This is a genomic window from Paraglaciecola arctica, assembly GCF_018861065.1.
GTDB lineage: Bacteria > Pseudomonadota > Gammaproteobacteria > Enterobacterales > Alteromonadaceae > Paraglaciecola > Paraglaciecola arctica_B.
On sequence record NZ_JAHKQO010000019.1, the window covers coordinates 161,722 to 187,096 of the forward strand.

Genomic DNA, 25,375 nt, shown 5'->3' on the forward strand with positions numbered 1-25,375 from the left:
ATAGATATTAAACATGAATATACAAACACTTTTATTAGCAAAATTTAAAGCTGCGCTGATCGCAATTGGCGCACCAGAAAACTCTCCAGCACCACTGAGTCGCAGCACTCGCGCTGGATTTGGACATTACCAATTTAATGGTGCCATGGCATTATCAAAAGTCTTGAATCAAAAGCCGCGAGATATTGCACAAAAACTTGTCGAGGCTGTTGATCTGAAGGACGAAGCAGAAAAGCTCGAAATTGCAGGACCAGGATTCATTAATATTTACTTGAATCCTCTATGGCTAGCGCAACAACTGCAGGTAGCAAACGCTGATAATCGTCTTGGTATCGAAGCTGAGAAACAGCAAACCGTAGTGGTTGATTACTCCGCACCTAACCTCGCCAAAGAGATGCACGTTGGACATTTGCGTAGCACCATTATTGGCGATGCCGTTACCAAAACATTAGAGTTTTTGGGACACAAAGTGATACGTCAAAATCATATGGGAGATTGGGGGACGCAGTTTGGCATGTTAATAACCCACCTTAATGATAAGTTAGCCGCTGATGGTGTGGCTGAAACTGCGCTGTCTGATTTAGAAGATTTTTACCGAGCGGCTAAAGTTCGTTTTGATAGTGAAGACGGTTTTGCTGATAGGGCCCGTGAAAACGTAGTCAAATTGCAAAGTGGTGACTCTGAATGTTTATCTCTATGGAAAACTTTTGTCTCCATTTCAATTGCTCATAGTGAGCAGGTTTACGACAAACTTAACGTGAGTCTCAAACGTAGCGATATAATGGGCGAAAGTGCCTACAATAAAGATTTAGCGGCAACTGTCGCTGAGCTTAAGTCCTCTGGCATAGTGGTCGAAAGTCAAGGTGCGCAAGTGGCATTTTTGCAAGAAATGGCCGACAAAGAAGGTAATCCAGCTGCTTATATTGTACAAAAGTCGGGTGGCGGATATTTGTATGCCACTACAGATCTAGCGGCTATTCGTTATCGAAATGGTGTTTTAGGTGCGGACCGCACACTAATTTTTACTGACGTTCGTCAGTCTTTACATTTTAAACAAACAGAACTGGTTGCCCGAAAAGCTGGATTTATCAATGATAATCAAAGCTATGAGCATTGCCCGTTTGGTATGATGTTAGGTAGCGATGGAAAACCTTTTAAAACTCGAACCGGTGGTACGGTTAAGTTGGCTGAACTATTAGATGAAGCGATAGAGCGCGCTGAAGAACTGATCAACAAACGTGAATCCGATTTAACCGCCGAAGAGCGTAAGGTTGTCGCTGACAAAGTCGGTATCGGAGCAGTCAAATACGCTGACTTAAGTAAAAACCGTACTACGGATTACATCTTTAATTGGGACAGCATGCTCAGTTTCGAAGGTAATACCGCGCCTTATTTACAATATGCCTACGCTCGTATTCAAAGCATTTTTAGAAAAGCCGATTTAGATATAGAGAATTTGCAACAAGATATCCAACTAGATGCGGCGCAAGAACAACTGCTAGCTGTGAAGTTAATGCAATATATTGAAGCCATTGAGCAAGTTGCAAGCGAAGCAACACCCCATGTATTGTGTAGCTACATCTATGAGTTAGCCAGTTTGTTTATGAGTTTCTATGAAGCTTGCCCAATATTAAAAGAGGGCATTGATGAAAAAACCAGAAATAGTCGTTTAATGTTAGCTCTATTGACAGCCAAAACTTTGCAGTCTGGATTGGATTTGTTAGGTATTGAAACGATGAAAAAAATGTAATGAGCTGATTAATAGGAGTGGGCGAGTTACTTACACTGACCTCACCATTAGTTCTGATATATTTATCTAATTTGAGACAAACAACATGGTTAAAATTCTGGCTTTTGCTGGTAGTGGTAGAAAAGATTCAGTCAATAAAAAAGTCGTCGCTATTGCCGCTAAAGGCGCGCAAGAAGCCGGTGCTGAGGTAACGATTGTTAATTTAGAAGACTTTGATCTGCCTATTTTTAATGAAGATTTAGAAGCAGAAAAAGGTATGCCGGTTGAGGCGCAAAACTTCAAAGAGTTACTCATTAGTCATGATGGCTTTTTGATATCCTCTCCAGAATACAATAGCTCCTACAGTAGTTTGTTCAAAAATGCGATTGACTGGGCCTCAAGAAAAACCGCTGACGAAGCCCCTATGGCAGCGTATCGAGGTAAGATTGCAGCTATTATGGCGGCGTCACCCGGTGGACTAGGAGGAATGCGGGTTTTAGTAGTATTACGTATGTTACTTGAAAACTTGGGAACTATGGTGTTGCCTAATCAAAAAGCGGTAAGTGGCGCATTTTCCAAATTTGACAGTGATGGAAATATCACCGATGAAAAAACCGAAAAGGCGTTAAAGTCCCTAGGTAAAGAGCTAGTAGAAACCCTAACTAAGTTACAAGGTTAAGCTTAGTTAGGGGTCCACTCATTGAGTGAATAGAGCTGTCATATCAGTTAATGATTATTGGCTTCGGTCAATAGAAATTCATGTTCTGGATCAACAATTAAGCGTCCAGACATGGCTTCTCTGCCAAGTAACATCAGGTATTTCATTTCAGAGCGGTCTGTTAGTGTAAGCTCAATACTCCATTGCATGTCTGCTATAAAAATATCGGTTTCTATTACGTAGCGCCTTTGTTTGGTGGCGTTAGAGCTTTTAACTTTACGTACACTTTTAACTTTTGCTTCTCTTTGCATCAATTTGTTCACATCATGGGCGTCAGGGTGAATATCAAATCGTACCCATTTTTCATCACCTTTTTTAAATTTAACAATATTGTCTACATGGAGTGAAGACGTAGTCGCGCCAGTGTCAACTCTAGCTTCTAAGCCGAGTAATTTAAGTTGTGGTAAATCACACAATTCAAGTGCACCAACCAAATGTTTTTCAGTCATCAGGGTTACTCTTTATTCAACAATGGTAGGGATATCAACACCTAATTCATCTTGCAAATTATCTTGTAGTAACCCTAAATGTTCGGCCACTGAATCAGGTTTTCTGAAATAAGCAATGTGATACATAGCTTCACCTTCTTGGGTTAAAGGGATATTTTGCTTGCCAATCACTACACCCTCTTCGGGGCACAAGACTTTACACAATTCGGTACCATAGGGGTCTGCAATTATGGCTAAGATCCCACCTTTATTCACATGGTCACCTAGTTGCGCAACGTGGCTAACAAAACCACTTTCCGTTGCCCGTACCCAACCACTTTGACGTGCCACAAACTGAGATATTTTATGACCTTTGCGTTGGCGTTTATTTAACATGCCGATTTCGCGCATGACATTAATTATGCCTTTTACTCCCGCTCTAATAGAAAATTCGTCATATCTGAGGGCTTCTCCTGCTTCATAAAGTAGAACTTTTACGCCTGCATCTCCAGCAGCTTGCCTAAGGGTGCCTGGCCTAATGTCAGCATTAAGTAATACCGGTAATCCAAACGATTCTGCCATGGTTAACGTTTGCGGGTCGTCTAAATCAGCTCGAATTTGCGGTAAGTTACTACGGTGAATTGCGCCAGTGTGCAAGTCGATCCCTACATCACATTTAGTCACTATTTCGTTCAAAAATAAATGCGCCAACCTTCCAGCAATAGAACCTTTGGAACTACCTGGGAAACTGCGGTTTAGATCTCTTCTGTCAGGTAGGTAACGGCTTTGATTTAGCACTCCATAACCATTAACAATAGGCACCGCAATTAAGGTGCCACGTATAGATTTTAAAGCTTTGTTTTTTAGTAACCTATTGACGATCTCTATACCATTTAATTCATCGCCGTGAACCGCACCGCTGACAAACATTATGGGGCCTTCTCGCTTGCCACGCTGCACATGCACTGGCATGGACATTCTTGTATCTGTATACAAAGGAGGCATTGGCAACTCAATGCGTTTGGTTTCACCGCGTTTTATCTCTATTCCACCAATTTCAAGTTCTTTCATTTGGCCTGGTCCTTTATTTTTATTAGGTTTGGCATTTTGTAGCAGAAAGAATAACAATGCCCGTCACTTATATGTGAATTTCTAATTACCGTTGCACCCCCAAAACGCTTAAGTTTTGCATATTACGTGCAGCTGTAGCTTAACGTAAAGTGTTATTTTACTTAGGGTCTAAATCAAATTTAGCTGGACTTCATTGTTGTGTATACTTTGCGTTTTTAGCGCATACACAATCCAAAGAGTTATATGGAACTTATTAAGAACATTTTTGACAATAAACTGATCCTAACTTTTACTATTACGTTTGTAGCACTGTTAATTAAATACGTATTGGTAAAATTAGTGCGTAAACAAGCTAAAAGTAAAGGAGAGGACCGAAGAGATTTAGTTAACAATGTTAAGAATTTTCTTAATTTTGTACTGATAGTGAGTTTATTTAGCCTTTGGGCTGAGGAGATGCAAAAGTTTGCATTTTCAATCGCTGCTTTTTCGGTTGCCATAGTGTTGGCGACTCGAGAGTTTATTCAATGCATTATTGGCTTTTTCTATTTAGTGTCGACTCGGCCGTTTCGTATTGGTGATTGGATTGAAGTTGAACAATTTGTAGGAGAGGTATCTGCCACAGATTGGATCAAAAGTACCTTATTGGAAGTAGACATAAAAACCTATGAGTACACAGGTAAAACGTTATTTATTCCCAATAACAAGTTGATGATAAGCCCAATTAAGAACTTAAACTTTTTAAAACGTTATGCGACCCACCATTTTCAAATTGTCCGCGATCAAAGTGTTAATCCTTACGGTATTATTCAAAAGGTAATTAAAAATGCTAATGCTTACTGCGCAGATTTTCATGATGTTGCTGTGCGCTACAATCAAATGTTAGAAAGGCGACTAGACGTTAATATAGCTGGCCCTGAACCACACATTACCGTGTCTACATCTGAGATTGGCGATAACATTGTAGAAGTGACAATATTTTGTCCAACAGAGCGAGCAATAGAAATTCAACAAGCGATTACCCATGACTTCATGACGTATTGGTATGCCGAGAAACGTAAACACATTTGATGGCGAAGTTGATTCTTTAGCGCCATTCGCGGTTGTACTAAAACGACTAGCAATATTTAAATATTTATCAAACTTAGACTTTCCTTAGTTAAACCTTAGATTTTTTTTCCCATAATTTGTTATTTATTCCGTTGTAAATACCGGTTTTGTTTTAGCGCTGATGTAGCAGGGAAGTCATCTGAATAGTACTTAAAGCCAAATTGAACTTGGCCACAGTCAGTTTTGTTAAATTAAATATTGGCTTGGTACAAAAAGGAATATTTTATGCCAACTCATCGAGCACAAACGACAGCTACTGATTTCAGTCGCCCATTAAAAAAAGAAATCGATCTTAACCAAATAGCCGCTGGGGCATCGGCTGCATCTCATGGCAGAAATGATGCAAATGTCAAAGATAGTCCGCAAGTTGGGGCATCAATCAATCCAAGTTTGGGTTGTCATCATCGATTCTGCGAACGGCCTTCTGCTCCTGAGGAATTGTTACCTAAGATGGTAGGCACTGCTGTGCATTCTCATCGCTATTCCACATTTATTCGGGAGAAAGATTTACGCGCCTTATCCATTAGTTTTAATGATAGCTGCGGTGCATCTAAAAAACATTATGGTGAGAAGCCTAATGACGATCCGTTGATTAATATATTCAGTCGTAATCCTTGTCCAGTCTTGCATTTAGGTTACTTAGCGTCTCATCTTCAAAAATGGAAAAGCAAAGGTACTGCACTGGGCGAAGTGGTTTACAGTTTGTCGTTGGCTCCGGGAGAATCGCGTAATATTGCGGTGATTGATTTACGTCGTCGTCAACAAGGTCGGCGTCAAGAAGACACACAAGCTAACGAGCAGTTAATAAGTAACCAAGACCACAATCTAGCTTTACAAGAAGTGGCAACTGCTGTCGCCCTCGAACACCAAGCGGGTAAAACGAAAACTGAAGCCAATACATTGGTAACAGGAGGAGCATTTGTTGCAGCAGGAGCATTAGTGGGTGGAGTCGGTGGAGGTGTAGTGGGTACCTTGGTTGAACCAGGAGTAGGCACCGCTGTTGGTGCAGCAATAGGGGCGGGAGCCGGTGTAATTGCTGGTGGTTTAGTGTTCGCAGGAGCGCAAGCCATAGGTATGATTGAATCCGAAAGCGAAGGTGATCGCGATATTATGGCGCAAACCAATCAGCGTATTGCCCAGTCTACTAGCCAACAGTCAGCCCTTATTCGCTCCCTTTGGTCTACCGTTGTTACCGAAGATATACAACAAGAAACCTTGGGAGTACGCACGTCTAACATTACCAATTATAACCATATGCATGCGCTAAATATGGAGTATTACGAAATACTCCATAGCTACGATACGGTGACAGAATTACAAAACACCGCGCCCATTTTATATTTACCCTTTGGCGCACTACCTTTAGATAAGGAGGAGTTAGTTGATGAATTTTGGGACTCTATTCGACAGGGACTTTCCGAGGATTTAAAAACGAAAGGAGATCATGTTTTTGTCGAGCCGCCCCCAGACGAGTTCGTGCCGGCTGATATACCGGATGAACCTTTGGCTCCAGAAGCGTTAGTCGTGAAGACGAGTCCGAGCTTTGACCTTAGATTGGAGGTGTTATGGGATATGGAGTGGCTTGATTTGCTCACTTTGGGTTTTGATGATTCCACGCTAACCGCAGAGCTGAAAATAAAAGTAAACGATCATTTTATTATTCCTTTTAACGTTATTCGACTACACGACCAAGATAATTCACGAACAGTTTTTATTGCAAAGTTCAATAGAGTTGATGATGCGTTTGCAATAACAAGCGTAAAAGTTACCGTCAATTCGGCGATAGATATTTTTGATAGCAATGGCGTTGAAATTAATTTATTGACGGCTAGTGGTAGTTACGAACCAGTGGTAAAAGTTTTTGAAGGTGAATATATTGTTTCAAACGCACAATTGCCTTATACCTCGTCAGGGCATGGCTCAAAAACTTATCCTTGGGATCCTCTATCAGAACAAATAAGTGACAATGAATCAGCAAATCAAAATTACTTAACTGCGCTTGCTGAATATGAAGAGGCGATACAAGCCAATATAGACGGTGAAGCGGCACATGAAGCGTTACTCGCACAGCTTGCACAATGGAAAGAGCAAGTGTTGGCAGCTGTTAAGCGAGAGCCATACCGATTCACTATGATTATCTTGTCTGGAATGGAGATGGGTAGATTAACATGGATTTTAGATCGTCTTATAATCGGAGGCGATAGCGCGGGTGAACAAGGCCAAATTCCTTTACATGCGGTAGCTCATACCACGCCTATTGGGATTTCTGGCGACAGTGTTTTGTTGCGAATGAAAACATACAATATTGAGAATATAAAAAAATTCTTCGAGAAAATTAAAGCCGATAGTGACGACGAAAGCCATGGAGTGGATCAAGCTATTCTTAGTTATATATTCGAAAAGATTTCCGAACTGGATGTGGTTCAACAGATATCCAGCCTAATACAATCGGCCGACTCAGACACATTGCTTGATTTATTTTCATTACTTTTATGGCCATCAGCGCTTAAAAATAGATTTGAAGACGATTTGAATGATCTTTCAGTATGTAATTCTGTTTATCTACCTGGTGCAGGTGTTTTTTCTGAGGCCGTTCTTGGGCGTTCTAACGCTGCTGAATATGTTGACCCTGAACGTTACTGGAATTGGCAAGATTCGCCCATTCCGCACCAAGCACCGCAAATTTTACCGATTTCAACTGCGCCTCGAAATGAGACACCTCTGCCCACTGATCCTGTTGTACCTAATGCCAGTCTTTCGATGGCATCAGCCCCAGAGTTTCAAAACTCGGTTGGTTTAGCAAGTGTGCTTGGGGCATTACAAAACGGCGATATGTTCCGTGATATGTCGAAATCTGGTCAACTGACTAAAATTCTTGGAGGATTGGCAGACCTTGCGGCGAGTACCGCCAACTCAGCAGCTGGCATGACAGGTGATGCTGCCAGCAAAACATTGTCTTCTGCTACCGATATTGGCAAAACCGTTGCTTCTTTGGCTCAACAACTAATGAGTAAGGCTCCCGCTCAAGCGGCTAAACCACCAAGTAATCCTACAGTTTCAAGCGCAGCAACATCTGCCATTGAAAAATCACAAGGCAAATCAGCAGATGTACAGGACGCAACAAAAAATGCGTGGGGTATTCCAACTTCGTCGAACCCGTCAGGTTCAAGCGAGACGACATCTCGACCTAGCGTAATTCCTGCACAACCTTGGCGCCCGGAATTAGATCCCAGTACTTTCGCCGCGCCGGGGCAAGTATCAAATGCGCCAGTGTTACCAACGGAAATTCAAGAGAATGTAGAACAGGAATTAATCAACATTCTTAGTGCTGCAGGACAAGGTAATTCGATGCCAGACATGGATGCCATCACCGAGCAACTCGAAGTGTGGTATCGGGACAGTGTGGTACCATTACTGATTTATGCTCGGCATAATGAGCAATACCTTAACTCAGCCATTGGTCAATATCTTCAATGGTTAGCTTTAACATCACAAATGGGAGTTGATGAAGACGCATCACAAATGCAAGACCTTCATGGTGATGCAAATACATTGATTACTTTTGGGCTGAAAAATGCGATTAAAGTCGCTTATGGGCAAATGGAAGCCAATAATGATTTGGACTATATCAGTGACGTTTTAAATTGGATTGCGACAGCAGATTCACTTGGGTTAGGGGATGGAGATGATCCCGAGGGAGTATTTGATGCTAGTGGTAATAATCAAATAAATCCTATTCATGTTGTTTTAAGTGGCCCTTTAGATAACGGAGGAGAACCATTGGCAAACAGTGAACAATTTGATTTAACCTTACATGGAGGTTTAGCTATCGGAGCAAACCCTCCATTGGCGGGTAAAATAGTGACAGTGGCAATAAGTGTTTCTAATGGATCTGCGGTACCTGACACAGGACATATTCATCCTGCACTTAATATGCACTCAACCATAACCAGGACTGATGAAGAGTCAATGACAATTACCGTCAAAGGTACCACATCGTTATTATCTGGGGCGTGGGAGTTTGAAGCAGAGCAAACGGCCACCATAAATTAACACCCTTTGCTTATCAAGAATGGTGTAACTTTTTACCTACAATGACTTGAGAATGTTTGTCCTCCAGAAGATAGGCATTTTCAGGTCGGTTTTGAATATATTATTTCATGCTGTCTAGGATATATACCCGTTCGGTTTTATGCATATCCAAATACTCATTTAATTCAGGTAATTTTCCTTCCATGATGTGATCTGTTTCCTATAATTGTTTATCTTTAATACTCTAGGTATTAAGAGATTTCTATATTATGGTGCGACGCTAAATGGCCGCGTTTTTTAAGTTTGGCAACTGGGTCGCTCGCCCAGCAGATAATTTGTTGTGCTTTGACGGTAACGAAAAGCATATTGAGCCAAAAGCAATGGAGCTTTTAATTATCCTTGCTAAGGCGGATGGCGAGTTAGTCTCGAGACAACAAATTCAAGAGACCATATGGCATGGTCGTTTTGTTGCCGATCATTCACTGTATAACTTGATTTCTTTGCTGCGAAAAACCTTAGACGATGATCCTGAAAACCCTCAATATATCGATACACGCCCGAAGAAAGGTTATCGACTTGTCCCAAAAGTTGAGTGGCTTGAAAGTAAAAGCGCTGCTACCGAAAAAAGCGTAGAAAGTGTTAGAAATCGCTCTTATTACGCTTTAGGAGCTTTAGCGTTAATTTCTGTAATATTCATTTGGAGTTTTAGCGCATTCGTCATAAAGGATGACCAGCTTAACATTGAGTCTTCAATTGCTGTTTTACCCTTTGATGTCTTTGATGGTCAAGAGACAACCCGGTATTTTGCTGATGGGTTAGCCGAAGAAATAATACATCAGTTGACTGTTGTACCTGATGTAAAAGTGATTTCACGGACATCTTCGTTTTCGTTTCGCGATAAAAATGCAAGTATCAATGCTATAGCGGATCAGTTAAAGGTGGCGTGGATATTAGAAGGTTCTGTGCGTAAAGAACAAAATATGTTGCGTATAACCATGCAACTTATTAAAGCCACCGACGGTACACATTTATGGTCAAAAGTGTTCAATGCAGTTGATGGTAATATATTTAGTTTACAACAAGATATAAGCGATGCCGTGGTTGAGTCGGTTAGCCACAAACAATCCTTTGTTTCGCAAAAACAAATACGTATTCATCCAAACTCTGGTGACGCTTATATACATTATTTACGTGGTCGAGCGCTTAATACTAAGGGAACATCTGAAGGTTACGAACTAGCGTTAAAAGAATTTCAACAAGCGGTAGAGTTGTCACCGGAATATGCATTAGCCCATGCAGCAGTCGCATTTAACTATTTGTTATTGCATCAATACAAAGGTGTGCCGTTAGAACAAGTTAAAGTCAAGGCGTTACAAGCGATAGAACATGCTCTAGAGATAGATCCTGAATTGGCCGAAGCATATGCTGCAAGTGGATTATATTACATTTATAGCGACGACTTTGTGTTGGCTGAACAAGCATTTAATCGCGCCCTTAGTCTTAACCCTAATTCAGCGGTTGTTAGGCATAATATGGGGTTTATGTACTGGCAGCAAGGTAGAAAAAAGGAAGCATTGATTCATCATCGCGCAGCTTTGTCAGTTAATCCTTTTTCAGCGATTAGTAATTTTGCTGTGGCAGACGGTCTCACGTCCATCGGCCATTTGAATAAAGCACTACGCCAATTTCAACATTGCATGCTGCTTTTCCCGAAATATTTGGGTTGTGGTTTAGGTTTGGCTAATTTTTATCGACTCACAAATAGGATGGATGAAGCGCAAACACTTATGGAACAAGTTAGCCAGCATATACCTGCAACTAATAGTTATTTACGCAGTGCTTGGGCCGTGCAATATGTTTGGAATGATGAAATAGATAAAGCCGTCAGCTTTTTTTCTGAATCATTTGTAAACGATCCTACCGTGGATTTAAATGCACTTCATTTAGTTAAGCTGCGATCAGGTGAAGCTGTGGAATGGGAGCAAGTTTTGCAAACGGTCTTAAGTCAAAATCCTAATAATCCAAACATAAAAGTTGCCAGTGCTATGGCTGCATATCAGCTTAATCATTGCGCTAAAGCCATTCAATTATATGAAAGTCTATTTAATCAACATCCTAATTTTAACTTCCGTGGAAGTTTTCATAATGCAGCTATTGGAATATCTCATATTGCTAATATGGCCTATTGTTATCAAAAACTGGGACAACTTGATAAAGCTAATGAAAACGTCGCTTTACTAAAACAAAATCTGGATGAATTGCAATTAGACAAACATATTGTGCCAGGTGCTATGCTTTTGAAAGCGAAATACGCTTTATTGGTTGGCAAGCCACACAAAGCACAACATCTAGTAACTGAGATTAAACAGCTTAAATGGCCGCTAGTCTGGTTGATAAATACAGACCCTGCTTTTAAGTAATTTTTATACTGAAATTCACAGTGTTAATTAGCCTCAAAATCCGCTAAAATCCGCGTCCTTTTATTCGAATCTCAGTCTTAATATTTATGTTTGAAATCAACCCTATACACAATGCGCTAGCAGATATAAAACAACGTGCTGAATCGCTTCGGGGGTATCTTTGACTATGATCAAAAGAAAGAACGTCTTGAAGAAGTGAATCGCGAATTAGAAAGTCCGGATGTGTGGAATCAACCTGAGCGTGCACAAGCTTTAGGTAAAGAAAAAGTCGCCCTTGAATTGGTCGTTGAAACTATAGAATTATTAGAGCAGGGCAGTGAAGACGTCGAAGGATTAGTTGAACTAGCTGTTGAAGCTGAAGATCAAGATACCTTTGATGAAGCCCAGTCTGAATTAGCCGAATTGATGAAAAAGCTCGAAGTGCTTGAGTTTAGGCGCATGTTCTCTGGCCCCAATGACGCCAATTATGGGTATATAGATATTCAGTCTGGCTCGGGTGGTACAGAAGCTCAAGATTGGGCCAACATGTTACTGCGCATGTATTTACGTTGGGGCGAAGCCCATGGATTTAAAACAGAATTAATTGAAGTTTCTGACGGCGATGTAGCCGGTATCAAAAGTGCTACGATTAAGTTTAGCGGTGAGTATGCCTTTGGTTGGATCCGCACTGAAACAGGTGTACATCGTTTAGTCAGAAAATCGCCGTTTGATTCTGGTAGTCGCAGGCATACCTCTTTCGCCTCGGTTTTTGCTTATCCAGAAGTGGATGACGATATTGAGATTGAAATTGATCCCTCAGAATTACGCATCGATACCTATCGCGCTTCAGGGGCAGGTGGACAACACGTCAACCGTACCGACTCAGCTGTGCGGATTACTCATGAACCCACTAATATAGTGGTGCAGTGTCAAAATGACCGTTCACAGCATAAAAACAAAGCACAGGCTATGAAACAGTTAAAGGCCAAGCTGTATGAACATGAGATGCTTAAACAGAATGAAGAAAAACAAATCATGGAAGATGGCAAATCCGACATAGGTTGGGGAAGCCAAATTCGCTCATATGTATTAGATGATTCACGCATAAAAGATTTACGTACTGGGGTGGAAAGCCACAATACACAAGCCGTATTAGACGGCGATTTAGACAAATTTATTCAAGCCAGCTTAAAATCTGGTCTGTAATACCTTACTCAGCAAAGAAATATCAGGAAAGTTGATGACCGAACAAACACAAGATGAAAATAAGTTGATTGCAGAGCGCCGCGCTAAGCTTTCTCAAATAAGAGAAAACTGCGAATCCAATGGTTTTCCCAATACCTTTCGTCGTGAATTTTACAGTGATGAATTGCAGCAAGCTTTTGGTGACTATGAAAAACCGGCATTAGAAGAGCTAGGAAAAGTAGTGAGTATTGCTGGGCGAATTTTGGCTAAACGTGGTCCGTTTTTGTCATTGCAAGATATGACGGGTCGCATACAGTCTTATGCGTCTAAAGATACTCAAAAAGATATCAAAGAACGATACGGTAGTTTAGATATTGGCGACATTATTGGAGTAAAAGGCGAGTTACACAAATCAGGAAAAGGTGATTTGTATGTAAACATGTCTGAATACCAACTATTAACTAAGTCATTACGTCCGCTGCCAGAAAAGTTCCATGGTTTAGCCGATCAAGAAACGAAATATCGTCAACGTTATGTGGATTTGATCACTAACCAACAAACCCGAGATACTTTTGTTATTCGCAGTAAAATAGTCAGTGGTATTCGAAACTTTTTAACCGAACGCAATTTTATGGAAGTTGAAACTCCGATGTTGCAGGTAATACCTGGCGGCGCAACAGCCAAACCTTTCACTACTCATCATAACGCTCTTGATATTGATATGTACTTGCGGATAGCCCCAGAGCTGTACTTAAAGCGTTTAGTGGTAGGGGGAATTGAGCGTGTTTTTGAAATAAACCGCAATTTCAGAAATGAAGGATTGTCGACCCGACATAATCCGGAATTTACCATGTTAGAGTTTTATCAGTCGTACGCTGATTATCATGATCTAATGAACCTAACTGAAGAAATGTTACGAAAATTAGCGCAGGATGTACTGGGTACTAGCATAGTTAAAAATACTACTAAAGACGCTGAAGGCAATGTGGTTAGTGAAGTGAACTACGACTTTGGGAAACCTTTTGCGCGTTTAACTATGAATGAAGCGGTCATTAAATACTGGCCGCAAGCCAATGTCGAAGCAATTAATGATCCTGAAAACCATTTGCCAGAATTAAAAGCCATGGCTAAACAGTTACACATCAAAGAGCCGGAAGTAGACGGAATTTGGGGTGCAGGGAAATATCTATGTGAAATTTTTGAAGCGACGGCTGAAGAAAAACTTGATCAACCTACCTTCATTACGGCATATCCTTGGGAAGTTTCACCACTGGCCCGTAGAAACGACGAGGACAGTTTTGTCACTGACCGTTTCGAATTTTTTGTGGGCGGACGTGAGTTAGCAAATGGTTTCTCGGAGTTAAATGATTCAGAAGACCAAGCCGAGCGTTTTCGAAAGCAAGTTGAAGAGAAAGATGCTGGTGACGATGAAGCCATGCACTTTGATGAAGATTACATTCGTGCCTTGGAATACGGCCTCCCTCCAACCGCTGGTGAAGGCATTGGTATCGATCGTTTGGTAATGTTGTTTACAGACAGCCCAACTATTAAAGACGTAATTTTGTTCCCGCATATGAAGCCAGAAGTACCAGCAGAATAATTAGCAGAATCACCTTAAAAAGGACGCTACGGCGTCCTTTTTTTGTTGTTAGGAATCGACATTTAGTTCAGTCAATTTAAACATTCGCGGTAGTAGTTATTCGAGCCGCTTTATTTGTTCAAACATTCGTTGGTTATAAGGCACCTCGATGTGTGATTTTGTAGCTTGGGCGCTGACATAACCATTTATAAAGGCTATTTCACTACGACGCCTCAGTTTAATATCTTGATGCATTGAGGAATAATTATTAGCAGTCGCGCTGATTACCTGTAACACATTTTTAACTAGTTCAGCGTGACTAACTGAATAACCGGCGGCATCCATCACTCTGGTAATTTCTTCACAAATTCTGTTGATAGTTTCTTGATATTTAGGGTTCTTAAGTTCGCCATTTTTGATGTTGTGAATGGCAGTAAGTGGGTTAATCACTGCATTAACTGCTAGTTTTTTCCACAGCGCCAAACTGATATCTTGATGCCAATGACTAGGTGGAAGAAGTGCTGAAAGTATCGGCTCAATAGCGTGTTTTACAGATTCATCAACGTCATTTATCCATCCCAAATGAGTCTGCCCTAGTCCCGTCTCTATTAGGGTATTTGTATCAGGTTTAAATGCCCCGTAACTAGTGGTCGCAGCAATCAATGGGTTGTTAGGTAACATTTCTCTTACTTGTTCTACAGTGCCCATACCGTTATGTAGCAGCACTATTATGTGCTGAGGTTGTATGTATGAATGCAACTGCTCGAGCACTACCAATACTTGATAGGCTTTGACCGGTAATATCAGTAAGTCAAATGGCTGTGGTTCACTGATGAGTGATATTTCAGGCGTCAAACAATGGGATACGCCAGATATATCTGTCACCTGTAATGGTGATTGCTGTGATTTAACTAAATGTTGATAATCATAGCCAAGTTGCTGGCATTTAAAGCCGATTAACCCACCTATGGCTCCGCTACCAACAATGGCTAGTTTGGGGCGCGTAACGGGGGCACTATTGAGCATGATCGCGTTGATAATATTTATTGACGGGCCAATTTAATGCCCAAGGCGTTGTTAATTTTGCAATTTGCTGTTGAGTCTCAGCCCTCAAAAATACCTTGCCAATAGTAGGTGGGCACATCACACAAATAGGTTGTTGTTGATAGGCGAATCGTATGCAATAAGCGTGTAGGTAGGTGCGGTCAGAGCTTTCGCCTTTGTACAGACTATCCCCTAGTATTGGACTGCCAATGCTTTTTAAGGCCACCCGAATTTGATGGGTTTTACCGGTAAGCGGTTTGACCAAAAATAACCTAAGACCTGGAGAAGTCGCAAAACTAAAAAATTGGCTGACCGCAGCTGACGTTTTACTGGTGTCTAACATCCACTTTCCGTCTCGGACTTTTTTCATGCCGCCTGTGACGGTACCTTGTTTTTTCTTAGGTTTTTTGGACGAGAGCGCTAGATAGTATTTTTCTATGTGTTTATGCTCGAACAAATGACCAAAAACACTCGCTGCCTCTGGGTTTTTTGCGAGAATCAATATCCCTGAAGTGATCTTGTCTAATCTATGTACCAGCCATAATTTTTCAACGTTAAGTTGTTGGCAAAGCATGGGTAAAATGCCGGATTGCTGCGTTTCATTTTGTACTGAAATAGCATAAGGTTTATTGACTATTACAAAATCTGGGTGGTCGAACAATACTTCTATCGAAGCCGACATCGAATCTATCAAGACCTATTACTACTCTAACAATTGTAACGCGCGATCATAGTCCAAATTATCAATTGCAAGTTTAAGCTCTTCAAGTTTTTCGGCAGACAAATTTAAAGACGGACCGAAGTTCTTCATTTTACTATCAGAAATAAACTCACTGCGTTTTAAGGCTGCGATTAGTATTGCTTTGTCATCTTGTTCAGGCTCAACATCTGCGGTGGCTTCGCCATTATTTTCAGCTGAATAGTTTTTCACTAGAGTTAATGTTTGCTCAAGTACATTCAAGAATTTATCGAGAGAATGCTCGGTTGTTTGATTAGCTAAATCGCCTTCAAACTCTTTACAAGCAATGTGCAATGCCTTCAAGCCAATATTGCCACTGACACCTTTTACAGTATGCACTTCTAATTTGGCAGCACTATAATCTTGTTGGTGTATAGAGTCTTTTAGCAAAGTATCAAAATGTTGATATTGCTTAATAAATTTATCTAAAATTTTTACAAGTAACGATTGATTACCACTAAATTGGTTCATGGCAAACTGGGTATCAAAAATGTCTGTATCAGAGCCTGTCAAAATGGCGATTCCTTCAAAGTAGTTCGGCTTTTTATCATCTTAGGTATTCTAACAAATAAATTGCTGAATTAGATACTCGAAATATTTTGCTGAGATAACGGGTCGAATTAGGTTCCAATTGCAGACTATATTGGGAAGATAAACAGTCCCTAGTTACTTTATTTATAAACAGCAGGTAGACTACAACCCATAAGTAGTTTTTCTTTTTTAGTTGGATGGTATTTTGCAAGTAAAACAGACATCTTTTGTAGAACGTTTAAAAGTATTACAGGGCCAAGCAGTTGCACAAACTTTAACTGCAATTCGTCACGGCGTGGAGCGTGAAACCTTACGTATTAACCCTGACGGTGGTTTGGCGCAGAGTCCACATCAAAAGGCATTGGGTTCGGCGTTGACCCATGACTTCATTACTACTGATTTTTCCGAATCTTTGTTGGAATTCATTACACCGCCAGAAGTGTCAGTGCAAAAAACCATCGCACAATTAACTGACGTGCATAAATTTACGGTTTCTAATATAGGCGATGAACGATTATGGCCCATGAGTATGCCTTGTTTCATAGAGAATCAAGACGCTATCCCTTTGGCTAACTTTGGCTCGTCAAATGTAGGAAAAATGAAAACGCTCTATCGGGTAGGCTTAAAAAACCGCTATGGGAGTATGATGCAGGCTATTTCAGGGGTGCATTTCAATTTTTCACTTCCTGATGAATTTTGGCAAAATTGGCTAGAAAAAACTACAGGGGAGCAGGCCGATAAAGACGCAATTTCTGCTGGGTATTTTGCTTTAATTAGAAACTACCGTCGTTTTTGTTGGTTGATCCCATTTTTGTATGGTGCATCTCCTGCAATTTGTGGTTCATTTATCAAAGGCAAAGAAACTAAATTACCTTTCAAAAAATTAGGAAAGGGCACTTTTTACCTGCAGTATGCTACCTCACTTAGAATGAGTGATTTGGGATATACCAATAGCGCCCAGTCTGGTTTAAATATTTGTTATAACCAAGTCGATTCGTATATTGCTTCTTTAAGATCCGCAATTAACCTGCCTTCTGCAGTTTACCAAAAATTTGCGGGTAAAAAGGACGGAAAGTATCAGCAATTAAATGCCAATGTGTTGCAAATTGAGAACGAATTGTATTCTCCTATTCGACCCAAACAACCCACTTTGCCATTAGAAAAACCTTCTGTGGCGCTGGATAAAAGAGGCGTAAGCTACATCGAGGTTCGAGCACTAGACGTTAATCCATTTAGTGCTATTGGTATTGAAGAAAATCAATTCTACTTTCTTGATGTTTTTTTGTTGTATTGTGTTACTCATCCAAGTGAAATGATGGATGCAGAGCAATACCATGAAACAGAGTTGAATTTACGTGCGGTGGTAGATCACGGTCGTGATCCTCAAATTATGCTCTCTAATGAAGGGCAATCTCTGGGCTTAACGACTTGGGCTCTGCAGTTGTTCACTGATATGCATAAAGTGGCTTTGGTGCTTGATGAAGCAAATAATACTGATAAGTTTACAACTGCGTTGCAGCTTGAAAAACAAAAAATACTCGATCCCAGTTTGACCCCTTCCGCCAAAATCTTACACCAATTAGTCAGTCAAGAATGTGACAATGGAACCTTAGGATTAGCTTTGGCAGAAGACTATAAAAAACAACTGCTAGAGTCTGACTATCAATTTATGGACGCTGAAGTTTTGGCTGAGCACGCCAGATTGTCAATTGAAAAACAACATATTATTGAACAGCAAGATAAAGTTTCGTTTGACGATTTTCTAAGTAGTTATTTTTCGGTTGCAGATGTTTGATCTAAACCTTTAAAAAAAAAAGCCTGATAAAAATCAGGCTTCAAAGCTACTACCAGGGAAAACACATAATAACTAGAACACGTTAATTAAGAGTAGGATATGAATAAAAAGTTCACAAAGAAACAGCATATTTTTGTTGTTGTTTTTATCACAATGGTTAGCACCTTATTTTTAGGGGCTTGCACTACCACTCCTCCCCAAAATATTAGTAACATTTGTGATATTTTTACCGAAAAGCGAGACTGGTTCGAGACGGCGACCGACATGAGAGAAAAATGGGGGGTACCAATTCACGTACCTATGTCGATTATGTACCAAGAAAGTTCATTTAAAGCGAAAGCTCGTCCTCCGAAAGATTACTTCTTTTTTGGGTTAATACCTTGGGGGCATGTGAGTAGTGCCTATGGTTATTCACAAGCAAAAACTCCGACTTGGGATGACTATAAACGAGAAACCGATAACTCTTGGGCTGAACGTTCAGATTTTAGCGATGCCATGGATTTTATGGGATGGTTTATTAGCAAAACCAATAAAGTCAACGGGGTGTCTAAATGGAATGCTGAATTGCAGTACCTTAACTATCATGAAGGGTGGGGCGGGTATAGCCGCGGCAGTCATAATAACAAAGCATGGTTGAAGGACGTAGCAAAAACCGTTAATGCACGAGCTCTGAGATATGCGACCCAACTCAAAACTTGCGAAGAAGAGTTGTCTAAAGGCTGGTTTTGGAGGCTATTTAGTTAATCATTCGATAAAATGTAGTGCAGCGCCAGTCTCAAAGTTACGCAGATATTGCTTAGGAAGTTTATTGCTCTGTACTACATTGTATAACCCGCGCTGTTTGTGTATCTACATGGTAAAGGTTTTATAGTCAGCTAATCTATTTACCTCAAACAACTCTGAGGTATTTTATTTTATTCTTGAACCCATTAAATAGTTTCTTGACCAATTTTTCACTTCTTGGATCGCTAATGCTAACCGTCATATTTGGCAGTGAATAAAAATCACTTATTTCTTGATGTGCTTTAAGTTCTAGTGGCATAAAACACAATCCAAAGTCCTTACCTAAGGTTTTACCAGTATTGTATTCTAGTTCAAGACTAACAAAACGCTGAAAATCGGCATCCGCAGTTGTCTGACAAATAACCAATAAGTGAAACTCTTGTTTTGAACTCAAAGTTGCAGATATTTGTTGTAGCGCAGAATTCATAAGGTTCAAGTTAGAAGTCGGTTTTTGAATACTACTATTGCCAGTACATAACATTGTGACTTCAGAGCTTAATATTGCGTGATGCATATCGCATGATGCGACTAGGTTGTTTAGTCTGCGCACTTGCTTAAGTAGTGCTTTGAGTTTGAGATCAACCGAAGACACGCGGCCTTGGTTAACCGCATTAACTTTGCGGTGATCATGGTCAACCGCTATCACTTTATGACCCAAAGCCGCTAGTCCAATTCCAGTTGCAGCACCTGTTGTACCAAGACCAATGACACTAATTTTTAAACTATAGCGGCTGCTAGGTAAACGCTGACTTTTGTTCTGATCGTAACCCACAGTTAGAATTTTACTCAGCCCGTAGAGCTTAGGGTTAGTGGTTTGGGTGCTGGTTGAATAGTTAGATATTTGCTCAAACATGGAAATTACTCACTTTAGTTACACTTATGCTAGTCATATAGACATTTTTATTAAATCGAGTGAGTTATAGCAGTAATCATTCCAAGTGTGTTTTTGTATATAAAATCAATGGTTTACGTTTGTTTTGGGAGGTGAGTAGCTTATGTAGCTGTGTAACCTGTAATTAAGTGTTTCAATATTGCGACTTAATTCTTTGTGCTAGCCGCTAGTGTAGGAGTTGACAAATATGTCTAGATAGCGGGTTCTTAACAAGGTGATGGGTCCAATTTATACTGATGTAACTCATTAATTTATATATAATTAATAACTGGAAAATTAAAAAAAAGTAACCAATACTAATTTCAAATTTTCAAAAGAGATTGCTTATGAAAGGTATAGTGTTCGTAAAATTTAATGAATTTATTGAAGAGCTTTGGGGAGATGAATTTTGGGATACACTGCTCGATGAAGCAGATTTACCCAGTGAAGGCATATATACCTCTGTAGGCACTTATGACGATCAAGAGTTATTCACACTTATTCAACTAGTGGTAGAGAAAAAAAATATATCATCCAAAGACGCACAATTTGCATTTGGGAAATGGGTTTTCAAAGAGTTATATAATGTTGCTCCTGCAGGTGCGCATGACTTTAAAGACGTATTTGAGTTTTTACATGCAGTCCAAGACTTTATTCATGTAGAAGTAAAGAAACTCAATCCAGATGCGTTATTGCCCGAGTTCGAATTCTTGTCTGAAACCGCAAACACTTTGTCGTTTAATTACCTATCACCTCGTAAACTATGTTTCTTCTGCGAAGGTATAGTTCATGGTTTAGCAGAGCATACTGGGCAACAAATAACAGTCTCTCAGCTGGAATGTGAGCACGAGGGAGATAATCGCTGTGTTATTGAGGTAGTGAAAATTTGACGTTATCCAATGAACCTACTTTATCTAAAGAACTGAGCTTGTCCAAAGAAGAGTTAGAGAAACGAGTCGCAGTGCTCGAACGTAAAGCTGAAAGGGAAAAAAAGGCACGTAATTTGGCTGAGAACCAGCTAGAAAAATATTCTTTGGATATATATGAAGCCAATCAATCATTAAAAAGCGCATTGGCCTCCGCCACTCAGAAGCAGTCAGAGCTCGAATACTTAGCCCAAACATCGAGTAAGGTGGCATCAGAAGTACCACTCAGTGAAATGATTGATAAGGTTGTGGCCTTGACAGGTACCTTTTGTGCAGCTTGTTGCGGTGCTTACATTACAAGCGAACAAGGTAAAGAGGTTAAGGGGAAATCAGACGACGTTTGGCATCTAGACGATAGTTGGCAGCCCAATGATGAATTTAGAAAAGCCATTCATTCTACTTTACCTATTGCAGAATCTAGAGTGTTAGACTCTTGGGCCGTATTGGATCTTGAACCCAATTGTGTCGAAAAACACGCGGTATTTACTTCACTTTTTTACACCAACTTTGCTTTATCCGGTGATAAGGTTGGCTGGTTGGTATTTTTAACTAAAACTGGAGCTTTCAATCCAGACGTACTTTCTGTATTAAAAACATCAAGAGAGCACGTCTTGAGTGGGGTCCGCCGACGCTTAACTGATGTTCGAATATTAAAACGTAATGTTCAACTTCAAGATTCTTTGAATAAACTTGAAAAAGCTCGCCGGCAGCTGATTCAGTCTGAAAAAATGGCATCCCTAGGTCAGTTAGCAGCAGGTGTTGCACACGAAATCAATAACCCTATAGCCTTCGTACGCTCGAATATGGAAGTTCTAAAGGATTATCTCGCCGACTACAAATCATTTAATAACGAGTTGAAAGCTACTTTTGATAAAAATCAGACACTTGATGCCGCTTTGTTTGAAAAAATCTCTCAAACACTGGACTTAACGTACATTGAAGAAGACTCTGAAGACATACTTCAATCTAATTTAGAGGGCTTAGAGCGAGTAAAAGGCATCGTAGATAACTTAAAAGGTTTTTCACATGCCGGTGATGAAGCCTTAGTCGAAATGTCACTGAATACTTGTATATCCGCTGCCCTTAAGATTGCAGGAAACCTATTTAAATACGAACATAAAATTGACAATAAAATGTCAAATGCTTGCCCCAAAATATTGGGGAATTTAGGTCAATTACAGCAAGTTTTTGTCAATTTATTTGTTAACGCGGCTCAAGCGATGGAGACCGCAGGGCTACTGACAATTGATTATGGCGAAAATAAAAAAGGAGTGGTGGTACGTATAACAGATACTGGCAGCGGTATGGATGAAGAAACACTTAAGCAACTATTTACCCCCTTTTTTACCACTAAACCCGTGGGGGAAGGCACGGGTTTAGGTTTGTCTGTTTCTTACGCAATTTTGGAAGCACATGGAGCTGAGGTGTCTGTTGATTCAAAGCTCAATGTGGGTACAACCTTTACTATATTATTCCCGAGCATATAAACTAAGCTTCTGCTTTTTCAGGCTCAACTATTAAGCTCAATGGTTCGGGTTGGCTTTTTTCGAACTGTATTAATTTTGATATAGTTGCCTCACTAAAAATATGCCCTTCAGGTAAAACTAGAATATGGGTCGCAGTAAATATGTTGTATTTCAATATCATACCAGGCACAAGTGCATTGGTGGCAATAGTGTTCTCGACAAACTTATCAGAAACAATATTATCGGTGTTGACTAAAATATCCAACACATCAGCGGCGTAACGTGTACCAACTAATTTATTCATTTCTCTGAAAATAGCTTCGTCGTTCATTTTTTCTGGTGTGATACGACCCATAGAATAACGCCAATAATCTCTTGCGACGGCTAGAATTTTTGCTCCAATTGGAATGTGCTCGCTGTCTAATTGATTCGGCCCTGAACCATTAAGAAGTTCGAATTGGCAGGTGATAATATCCGACACATCATTCAAGTGGGTGGCTGGTGCAAGTACTAATTTAGCGATCCTAATTTGATCTAGATAGTCTTGCTGCTGATTATAATTGAGTTCTTTATATGGCTTGTTATAAAGCGATAAATCTGTTCCTAAAAGGCCTATTTCACATAATAAGGCAGCATAGGATATGTCATGAGTTTGTTGCTTTGTAAGTGATAGTTTTTCAGCTAAGCGCTTCGCTAGCAAACTGACACTGTTAGCAAAGCCACCATTCAGGTACGGGTTGATACTGATGAAATTGTATAGCACTTTTTGTGTGGCGTTATTGTTACGTTCAATTCTTTGCATCGCCAATTGGATTTGTTTGGTGCGCAGTTTAACTTTATCTTCAAGGTTTTGATTAAGCCCCTTTAGTAGCTGATTTTGTTTTTTAACCAGCTTTTGCAATCTGATATTTTCATATTGCATTGAGACTTTTGCTAGACCTTGTTCTATGGTGTGAATGAGTTCTTCATTATTCCAAGGTTTTTGTAAATACCGATGAATTTTACCTTTGTTTACGGCATCTATTGTTGATTCCATATCTGAATAGCCAGTTAATAAGATGCGGTAGCTATCTGGATAAGATATCGCTACTTTTTCAAGTAATTCGGCACCAGACATAGCGGGCATTTTCATGTCAGATATGATCAAGTGCACAGTATTCTGATGCATTATATCTAATGCCGCCGCTCCTCCCTCTGCCACTAATACGTTATAGTTTTGTTTATACAATAAACGTTTCATTGACTTGAGAATATTAACTTCGTCATCCACACAAAGCACTGTCATTGCTGTATCGGTTTCAAGCTTAATATCAGTCATTATTAACCTCCTTAACTTGCTCGATGTTGTTGCCAATAGGTAATATTATGCAAAAGCAACTGCCTTTATTGAGTTCACTGGCTACTGTTATTTCGCCATTATGTTCTTGGATTATGCCGTAGGAAATTGAAAGCCCTAGTCCAGTGCCTATTCCCACTTCTTTAGTAGTAAAAAACGGATCAAAAAGGTTTTTTAGATTTTGAGGTGCGATACCAGTGCCGTTATCCTTAATCGACACTAAAATTTTATTGTTTTGTAACTCTGTGACTATGGTGATTTTTCCTTGTTCACTAATTGCTTGCCCCGCGTTGATCAGTAAGTTTGTTAATACTTGACTGATTTTCCCGTAATTCATCCACACCTTAGGTAGCGAGCTATATTTTTTTTCTATATTGCAGTGATACTTAAGTTCATTGCTGACCATATTCAACGTTGTCGACACACAATCATTGATGTCACACCACTGTTTATCATCAGACTCTGCACGAGAAAATTGTTTAAGATTTTTTACTATGTTTCTTACTCGCAATAATCCTTCAATTGATTCTGCTACGAGCTCATCAGTATCGTCATTGATAAAGGTTAGGTCTTCATCTTTTATCCACTGCGATAATGCCTGTTGTTTGACAACTAACTGCTGTGGGTCATTAGTCGACAATAGTCGCGTAACTTGTTCTGAGAGTTGGCGATATGTCTTTGTGTATTGTTTTAGAGAACTTAAGTTACTATTGACGAAACCTATTGGGTTGTTAATTTCATGAGCAACACCCGCTGCGAGTTGTCCAATGGAAGCCATTTTTTCGGCGTGAATAAGTTGTTGTTGCGCTGAATGTAACTCTTGATTCGACCGCTGTAACTGCTCGTTTCGTTGATTTAATAAAACAGTCCGTTGTTGCACTTTTTCTTCTAACGTTTGGTTTAGTAGTTCCAATTCTCTTTGATAGTTTTCTTTTCGTTCACATTCAGCGTCTAACGTTGTCATCAGGGTATTAAACGCTTCAGTTACTTCAGCTAGCTCATCTTTTCCTTTAATAGGCAGTTGATTGTGGTTACATTTTCCACTTTTTACATTGTGAGATATTTCTCTGGCTGCAATACGTAAGCGGTTTAGGTGGCTAGTCAAATAGTTGCCTAATACAAATGAAAACAGTGCAACCAATAGCATCTCAACTAGCGCTATGCTTGTGGTCCAAGATTGAATCTTATCAATAGACAGTTTAATGTTTGTGATATCGATACCAAGCTCTACGCGTCCGTATATGTGTTCCGATTCGGAGATATTTGCAAAATTATCAAAAATTCCATCATTGACAGACTCTACTTTGTCATCTTTTATAAACGGGCGAGCGAGCAACTTGGCATCGCCTGCTTGAGCTAAAACTTGGTTTTCACTGTTAACCAATCGGACATAAGCAACATCAGGGTTGGTCATTAGTTCTGCACAGTAAGTCTCCAACGACGCTAAGTCATAGGTTAAAATGGCGTTTTTTGTGGTAGTGGCGAATAACGTGCTGATCGTAGACGATCGATCAACCAAATCTTGATGCAAAGTATCACGCATAAAATTGACGGCGGTAAATATTAGGATAATCAATAGCGCCGCTTCTATACAGGCTATGCTTAATATTGTTTTATTGCGTAATGAAAAATTCAT

At 40.0% G+C, this 25,375-nt stretch carries 19 protein-coding genes; 11 read left to right on the forward strand and 8 right to left on the reverse strand.

The features are described from left to right. The first annotated feature begins 13 nt into the window (after positions 1 to 13). Positions 14 to 1,750: an arginine--tRNA ligase gene (gene argS / locus KO534_RS08225; protein WP_215929165.1), complete on the forward strand. Its 1,737-nt coding sequence runs from the start codon at positions 14 to 16 to the stop codon at positions 1,748 to 1,750. An 85-nt stretch (positions 1,751 to 1,835) separates the two neighbouring features. Continuing rightward, positions 1,836 to 2,408 carry an NADPH-dependent FMN reductase gene (locus KO534_RS08230; protein ID WP_215929166.1) on the forward strand — a complete coding sequence of 191 codons (573 nt, stop codon included), beginning with the start codon at positions 1,836 to 1,838 and terminating at the stop codon, positions 2,406 to 2,408. A 47-nt stretch (positions 2,409 to 2,455) separates the two neighbouring features. Here KO534_RS08230 and KO534_RS08235 read toward each other — a convergent pair whose 3' ends face one another. Beyond that, positions 2,456 to 2,896, reverse strand: coding sequence for an ATP-dependent zinc protease family protein (locus tag KO534_RS08235; protein WP_215929167.1), 441 nt, complete (start codon positions 2,894 to 2,896; stop codon positions 2,456 to 2,458). A 12-nt stretch (positions 2,897 to 2,908) separates the two neighbouring features. Continuing rightward, positions 2,909 to 3,946: a succinylglutamate desuccinylase/aspartoacylase family protein gene (locus KO534_RS08240; protein WP_215929168.1), complete on the reverse strand. Its 1,038-nt coding sequence runs from the start codon at positions 3,944 to 3,946 to the stop codon at positions 2,909 to 2,911. A 243-nt stretch (positions 3,947 to 4,189) separates the two neighbouring features. On the opposite strand from KO534_RS08240, the gene KO534_RS08245 reads away from it, so the two are divergent. From KO534_RS08245 to lysS, 5 genes are all read left to right on the forward strand, one after another. Further along, positions 4,190 to 5,014: a mechanosensitive ion channel family protein gene (locus KO534_RS08245; RefSeq protein WP_215929169.1), complete on the forward strand. Its 825-nt coding sequence runs from the start codon at positions 4,190 to 4,192 to the stop codon at positions 5,012 to 5,014. Positions 5,015 to 5,278: 264 nt separating this feature from the next. Beyond that, positions 5,279 to 9,106: a hypothetical protein gene (locus KO534_RS08250; RefSeq protein WP_215929170.1), complete on the forward strand. Its 3,828-nt coding sequence runs from the start codon at positions 5,279 to 5,281 to the stop codon at positions 9,104 to 9,106. Positions 9,107 to 9,369: 263 nt separating this feature from the next. Then, positions 9,370 to 11,505 (forward strand): winged helix-turn-helix domain-containing protein, encoded by a 2,136-nt coding sequence (locus tag KO534_RS08255; RefSeq protein WP_215929171.1) that lies wholly within the window; start codon positions 9,370 to 9,372, stop codon positions 11,503 to 11,505. Positions 11,506 to 11,591: 86 nt separating this feature from the next. After that, positions 11,592 to 12,690, forward strand: a protein-coding gene (gene prfB / locus KO534_RS08260; protein WP_215929172.1) for a peptide chain release factor 2 whose coding sequence is annotated in 2 segments (ribosomal slippage) — positions 11,592 to 11,666 and positions 11,668 to 12,690 — 1,098 coding nt in all. Because the reading frame shifts where the segments join, the coding sequence is not laid out codon by codon here. Between the two features lie 34 nt (positions 12,691 to 12,724). Continuing rightward, positions 12,725 to 14,269 carry a lysine--tRNA ligase gene (gene lysS / locus KO534_RS08265; RefSeq protein ID WP_215929173.1) on the forward strand — a complete coding sequence of 515 codons (1,545 nt, stop codon included), beginning with the start codon at positions 12,725 to 12,727 and terminating at the stop codon, positions 14,267 to 14,269. A gap of 96 nt (positions 14,270 to 14,365) precedes the next feature. Here the strand turns inward: lysS and KO534_RS08270 are convergent, their stop codons facing one another. The 3 genes from KO534_RS08270 to KO534_RS08280 are packed head-to-tail and all read right to left on the reverse strand — an operon-like array spanning position 14,366 to position 16,544. After that, positions 14,366 to 15,274: a ketopantoate reductase family protein gene (locus KO534_RS08270; protein ID WP_215929174.1), complete on the reverse strand. Its 909-nt coding sequence runs from the start codon at positions 15,272 to 15,274 to the stop codon at positions 14,366 to 14,368. Next, positions 15,264 to 15,974, reverse strand: coding sequence for a TIGR01621 family pseudouridine synthase (locus KO534_RS08275; protein ID WP_215929175.1), 711 nt, complete (start codon positions 15,972 to 15,974; stop codon positions 15,264 to 15,266). The genes KO534_RS08270 and KO534_RS08275 overlap by 11 nt, the downstream gene beginning before the upstream one ends. A gap of 21 nt (positions 15,975 to 15,995) precedes the next feature. Beyond that, positions 15,996 to 16,544 (reverse strand): Hpt domain-containing protein, encoded by a 549-nt coding sequence (locus KO534_RS08280; protein ID WP_215929176.1) that lies wholly within the window; start codon positions 16,542 to 16,544, stop codon positions 15,996 to 15,998. Between the two features lie 223 nt (positions 16,545 to 16,767). Between KO534_RS08280 and gshA the strand changes: the two genes are divergently transcribed. After that, positions 16,768 to 18,357, forward strand: coding sequence for a glutamate--cysteine ligase (gene gshA, locus KO534_RS08285; protein WP_215929177.1), 1,590 nt, complete (start codon positions 16,768 to 16,770; stop codon positions 18,355 to 18,357). A gap of 99 nt (positions 18,358 to 18,456) precedes the next feature. Beyond that, on the forward strand, positions 18,457 to 19,101 hold the full coding sequence (locus tag KO534_RS08290; RefSeq protein ID WP_215929178.1) for a hypothetical protein: 645 nt from the start codon (positions 18,457 to 18,459) through the stop codon (positions 19,099 to 19,101). 145 nt (positions 19,102 to 19,246) lie between these two features. Here KO534_RS08290 and KO534_RS08295 read toward each other — a convergent pair whose 3' ends face one another. After that, on the reverse strand, positions 19,247 to 19,993 hold the full coding sequence (locus tag KO534_RS08295) for a hypothetical protein (RefSeq protein ID WP_215929179.1): 747 nt from the start codon (positions 19,991 to 19,993) through the stop codon (positions 19,247 to 19,249). Between the two features lie 365 nt (positions 19,994 to 20,358). Here KO534_RS08295 and KO534_RS08300 point away from each other — a divergent pair, with 365 nt between their 5' ends. Together KO534_RS08300 and KO534_RS08305 are read left to right on the forward strand one after the other, a co-directional pair. Further along, positions 20,359 to 20,901, forward strand: coding sequence for a heme NO-binding domain-containing protein (locus KO534_RS08300; protein ID WP_215929180.1), 543 nt, complete (start codon positions 20,359 to 20,361; stop codon positions 20,899 to 20,901). Then, positions 20,898 to 22,424, forward strand: coding sequence for a sensor histidine kinase (locus tag KO534_RS08305; protein WP_252732020.1), 1,527 nt, complete (start codon positions 20,898 to 20,900; stop codon positions 22,422 to 22,424). Before KO534_RS08300 ends, KO534_RS08305 begins: the two co-directional genes overlap by 4 nt. 1 nt (position 22,425) lies before the next feature. Here the strand turns inward: KO534_RS08305 and KO534_RS08310 are convergent, their stop codons facing one another. Together KO534_RS08310 and KO534_RS08315 are read right to left on the reverse strand one after the other, a co-directional pair. Next, complete coding sequence (locus KO534_RS08310) at positions 22,426 to 23,721, reverse strand: response regulator (RefSeq protein ID WP_215929181.1); 1,296 nt, start codon at positions 23,719 to 23,721, stop codon at positions 22,426 to 22,428. Continuing rightward, positions 23,714 to 25,375, reverse strand: coding sequence for a HAMP domain-containing sensor histidine kinase (locus tag KO534_RS08315; RefSeq protein ID WP_215929182.1), 1,662 nt, complete (start codon positions 25,373 to 25,375; stop codon positions 23,714 to 23,716). Before KO534_RS08315 ends, KO534_RS08310 begins: the two co-directional genes overlap by 8 nt.

Bases quoted from the DNA above. Each gene is read 5' to 3' on its own strand.
- argS (WP_215929165.1), top strand. From the start codon at position 14: ATGAATATACAAACACTTTTATTAGCAAAATTTAAAGCTGCGCTGATC.
- KO534_RS08230 (WP_215929166.1), top strand. From the start codon at position 1,836: ATGGTTAAAATTCTGGCTTTTGCTGGTAGTGGTAGAAAAGATTCAGTC.
- KO534_RS08235 (WP_215929167.1), bottom strand. From the start codon at position 2,896: ATGACTGAAAAACATTTGGTTGGTGCACTTGAATTGTGTGATTTACCA.
- KO534_RS08240 (WP_215929168.1), bottom strand. From the start codon at position 3,946: ATGAAAGAACTTGAAATTGGTGGAATAGAGATAAAACGCGGTGAAACC.
- KO534_RS08245 (WP_215929169.1), top strand. From the start codon at position 4,190: ATGGAACTTATTAAGAACATTTTTGACAATAAACTGATCCTAACTTTT.
- KO534_RS08250 (WP_215929170.1), top strand. From the start codon at position 5,279: ATGCCAACTCATCGAGCACAAACGACAGCTACTGATTTCAGTCGCCCA.
- KO534_RS08255 (WP_215929171.1), top strand. From the start codon at position 9,370: ATGGCCGCGTTTTTTAAGTTTGGCAACTGGGTCGCTCGCCCAGCAGAT.
- lysS (WP_215929173.1), top strand. From the start codon at position 12,725: ATGACCGAACAAACACAAGATGAAAATAAGTTGATTGCAGAGCGCCGC.
- KO534_RS08270 (WP_215929174.1), bottom strand. From the start codon at position 15,274: ATGCTCAATAGTGCCCCCGTTACGCGCCCCAAACTAGCCATTGTTGGT.
- KO534_RS08275 (WP_215929175.1), bottom strand. From the start codon at position 15,974: ATGTCGGCTTCGATAGAAGTATTGTTCGACCACCCAGATTTTGTAATA.
- KO534_RS08290 (WP_215929178.1), top strand. From the start codon at position 18,457: ATGAATAAAAAGTTCACAAAGAAACAGCATATTTTTGTTGTTGTTTTT.
- KO534_RS08295 (WP_215929179.1), bottom strand. From the start codon at position 19,993: ATGTTTGAGCAAATATCTAACTATTCAACCAGCACCCAAACCACTAAC.
- KO534_RS08300 (WP_215929180.1), top strand. From the start codon at position 20,359: ATGAAAGGTATAGTGTTCGTAAAATTTAATGAATTTATTGAAGAGCTT.
- KO534_RS08310 (WP_215929181.1), bottom strand. From the start codon at position 23,721: ATGACTGATATTAAGCTTGAAACCGATACAGCAATGACAGTGCTTTGT.
- KO534_RS08315 (WP_215929182.1), bottom strand. From the start codon at position 25,375: ATGAATTTTTCATTACGCAATAAAACAATATTAAGCATAGCCTGTATA.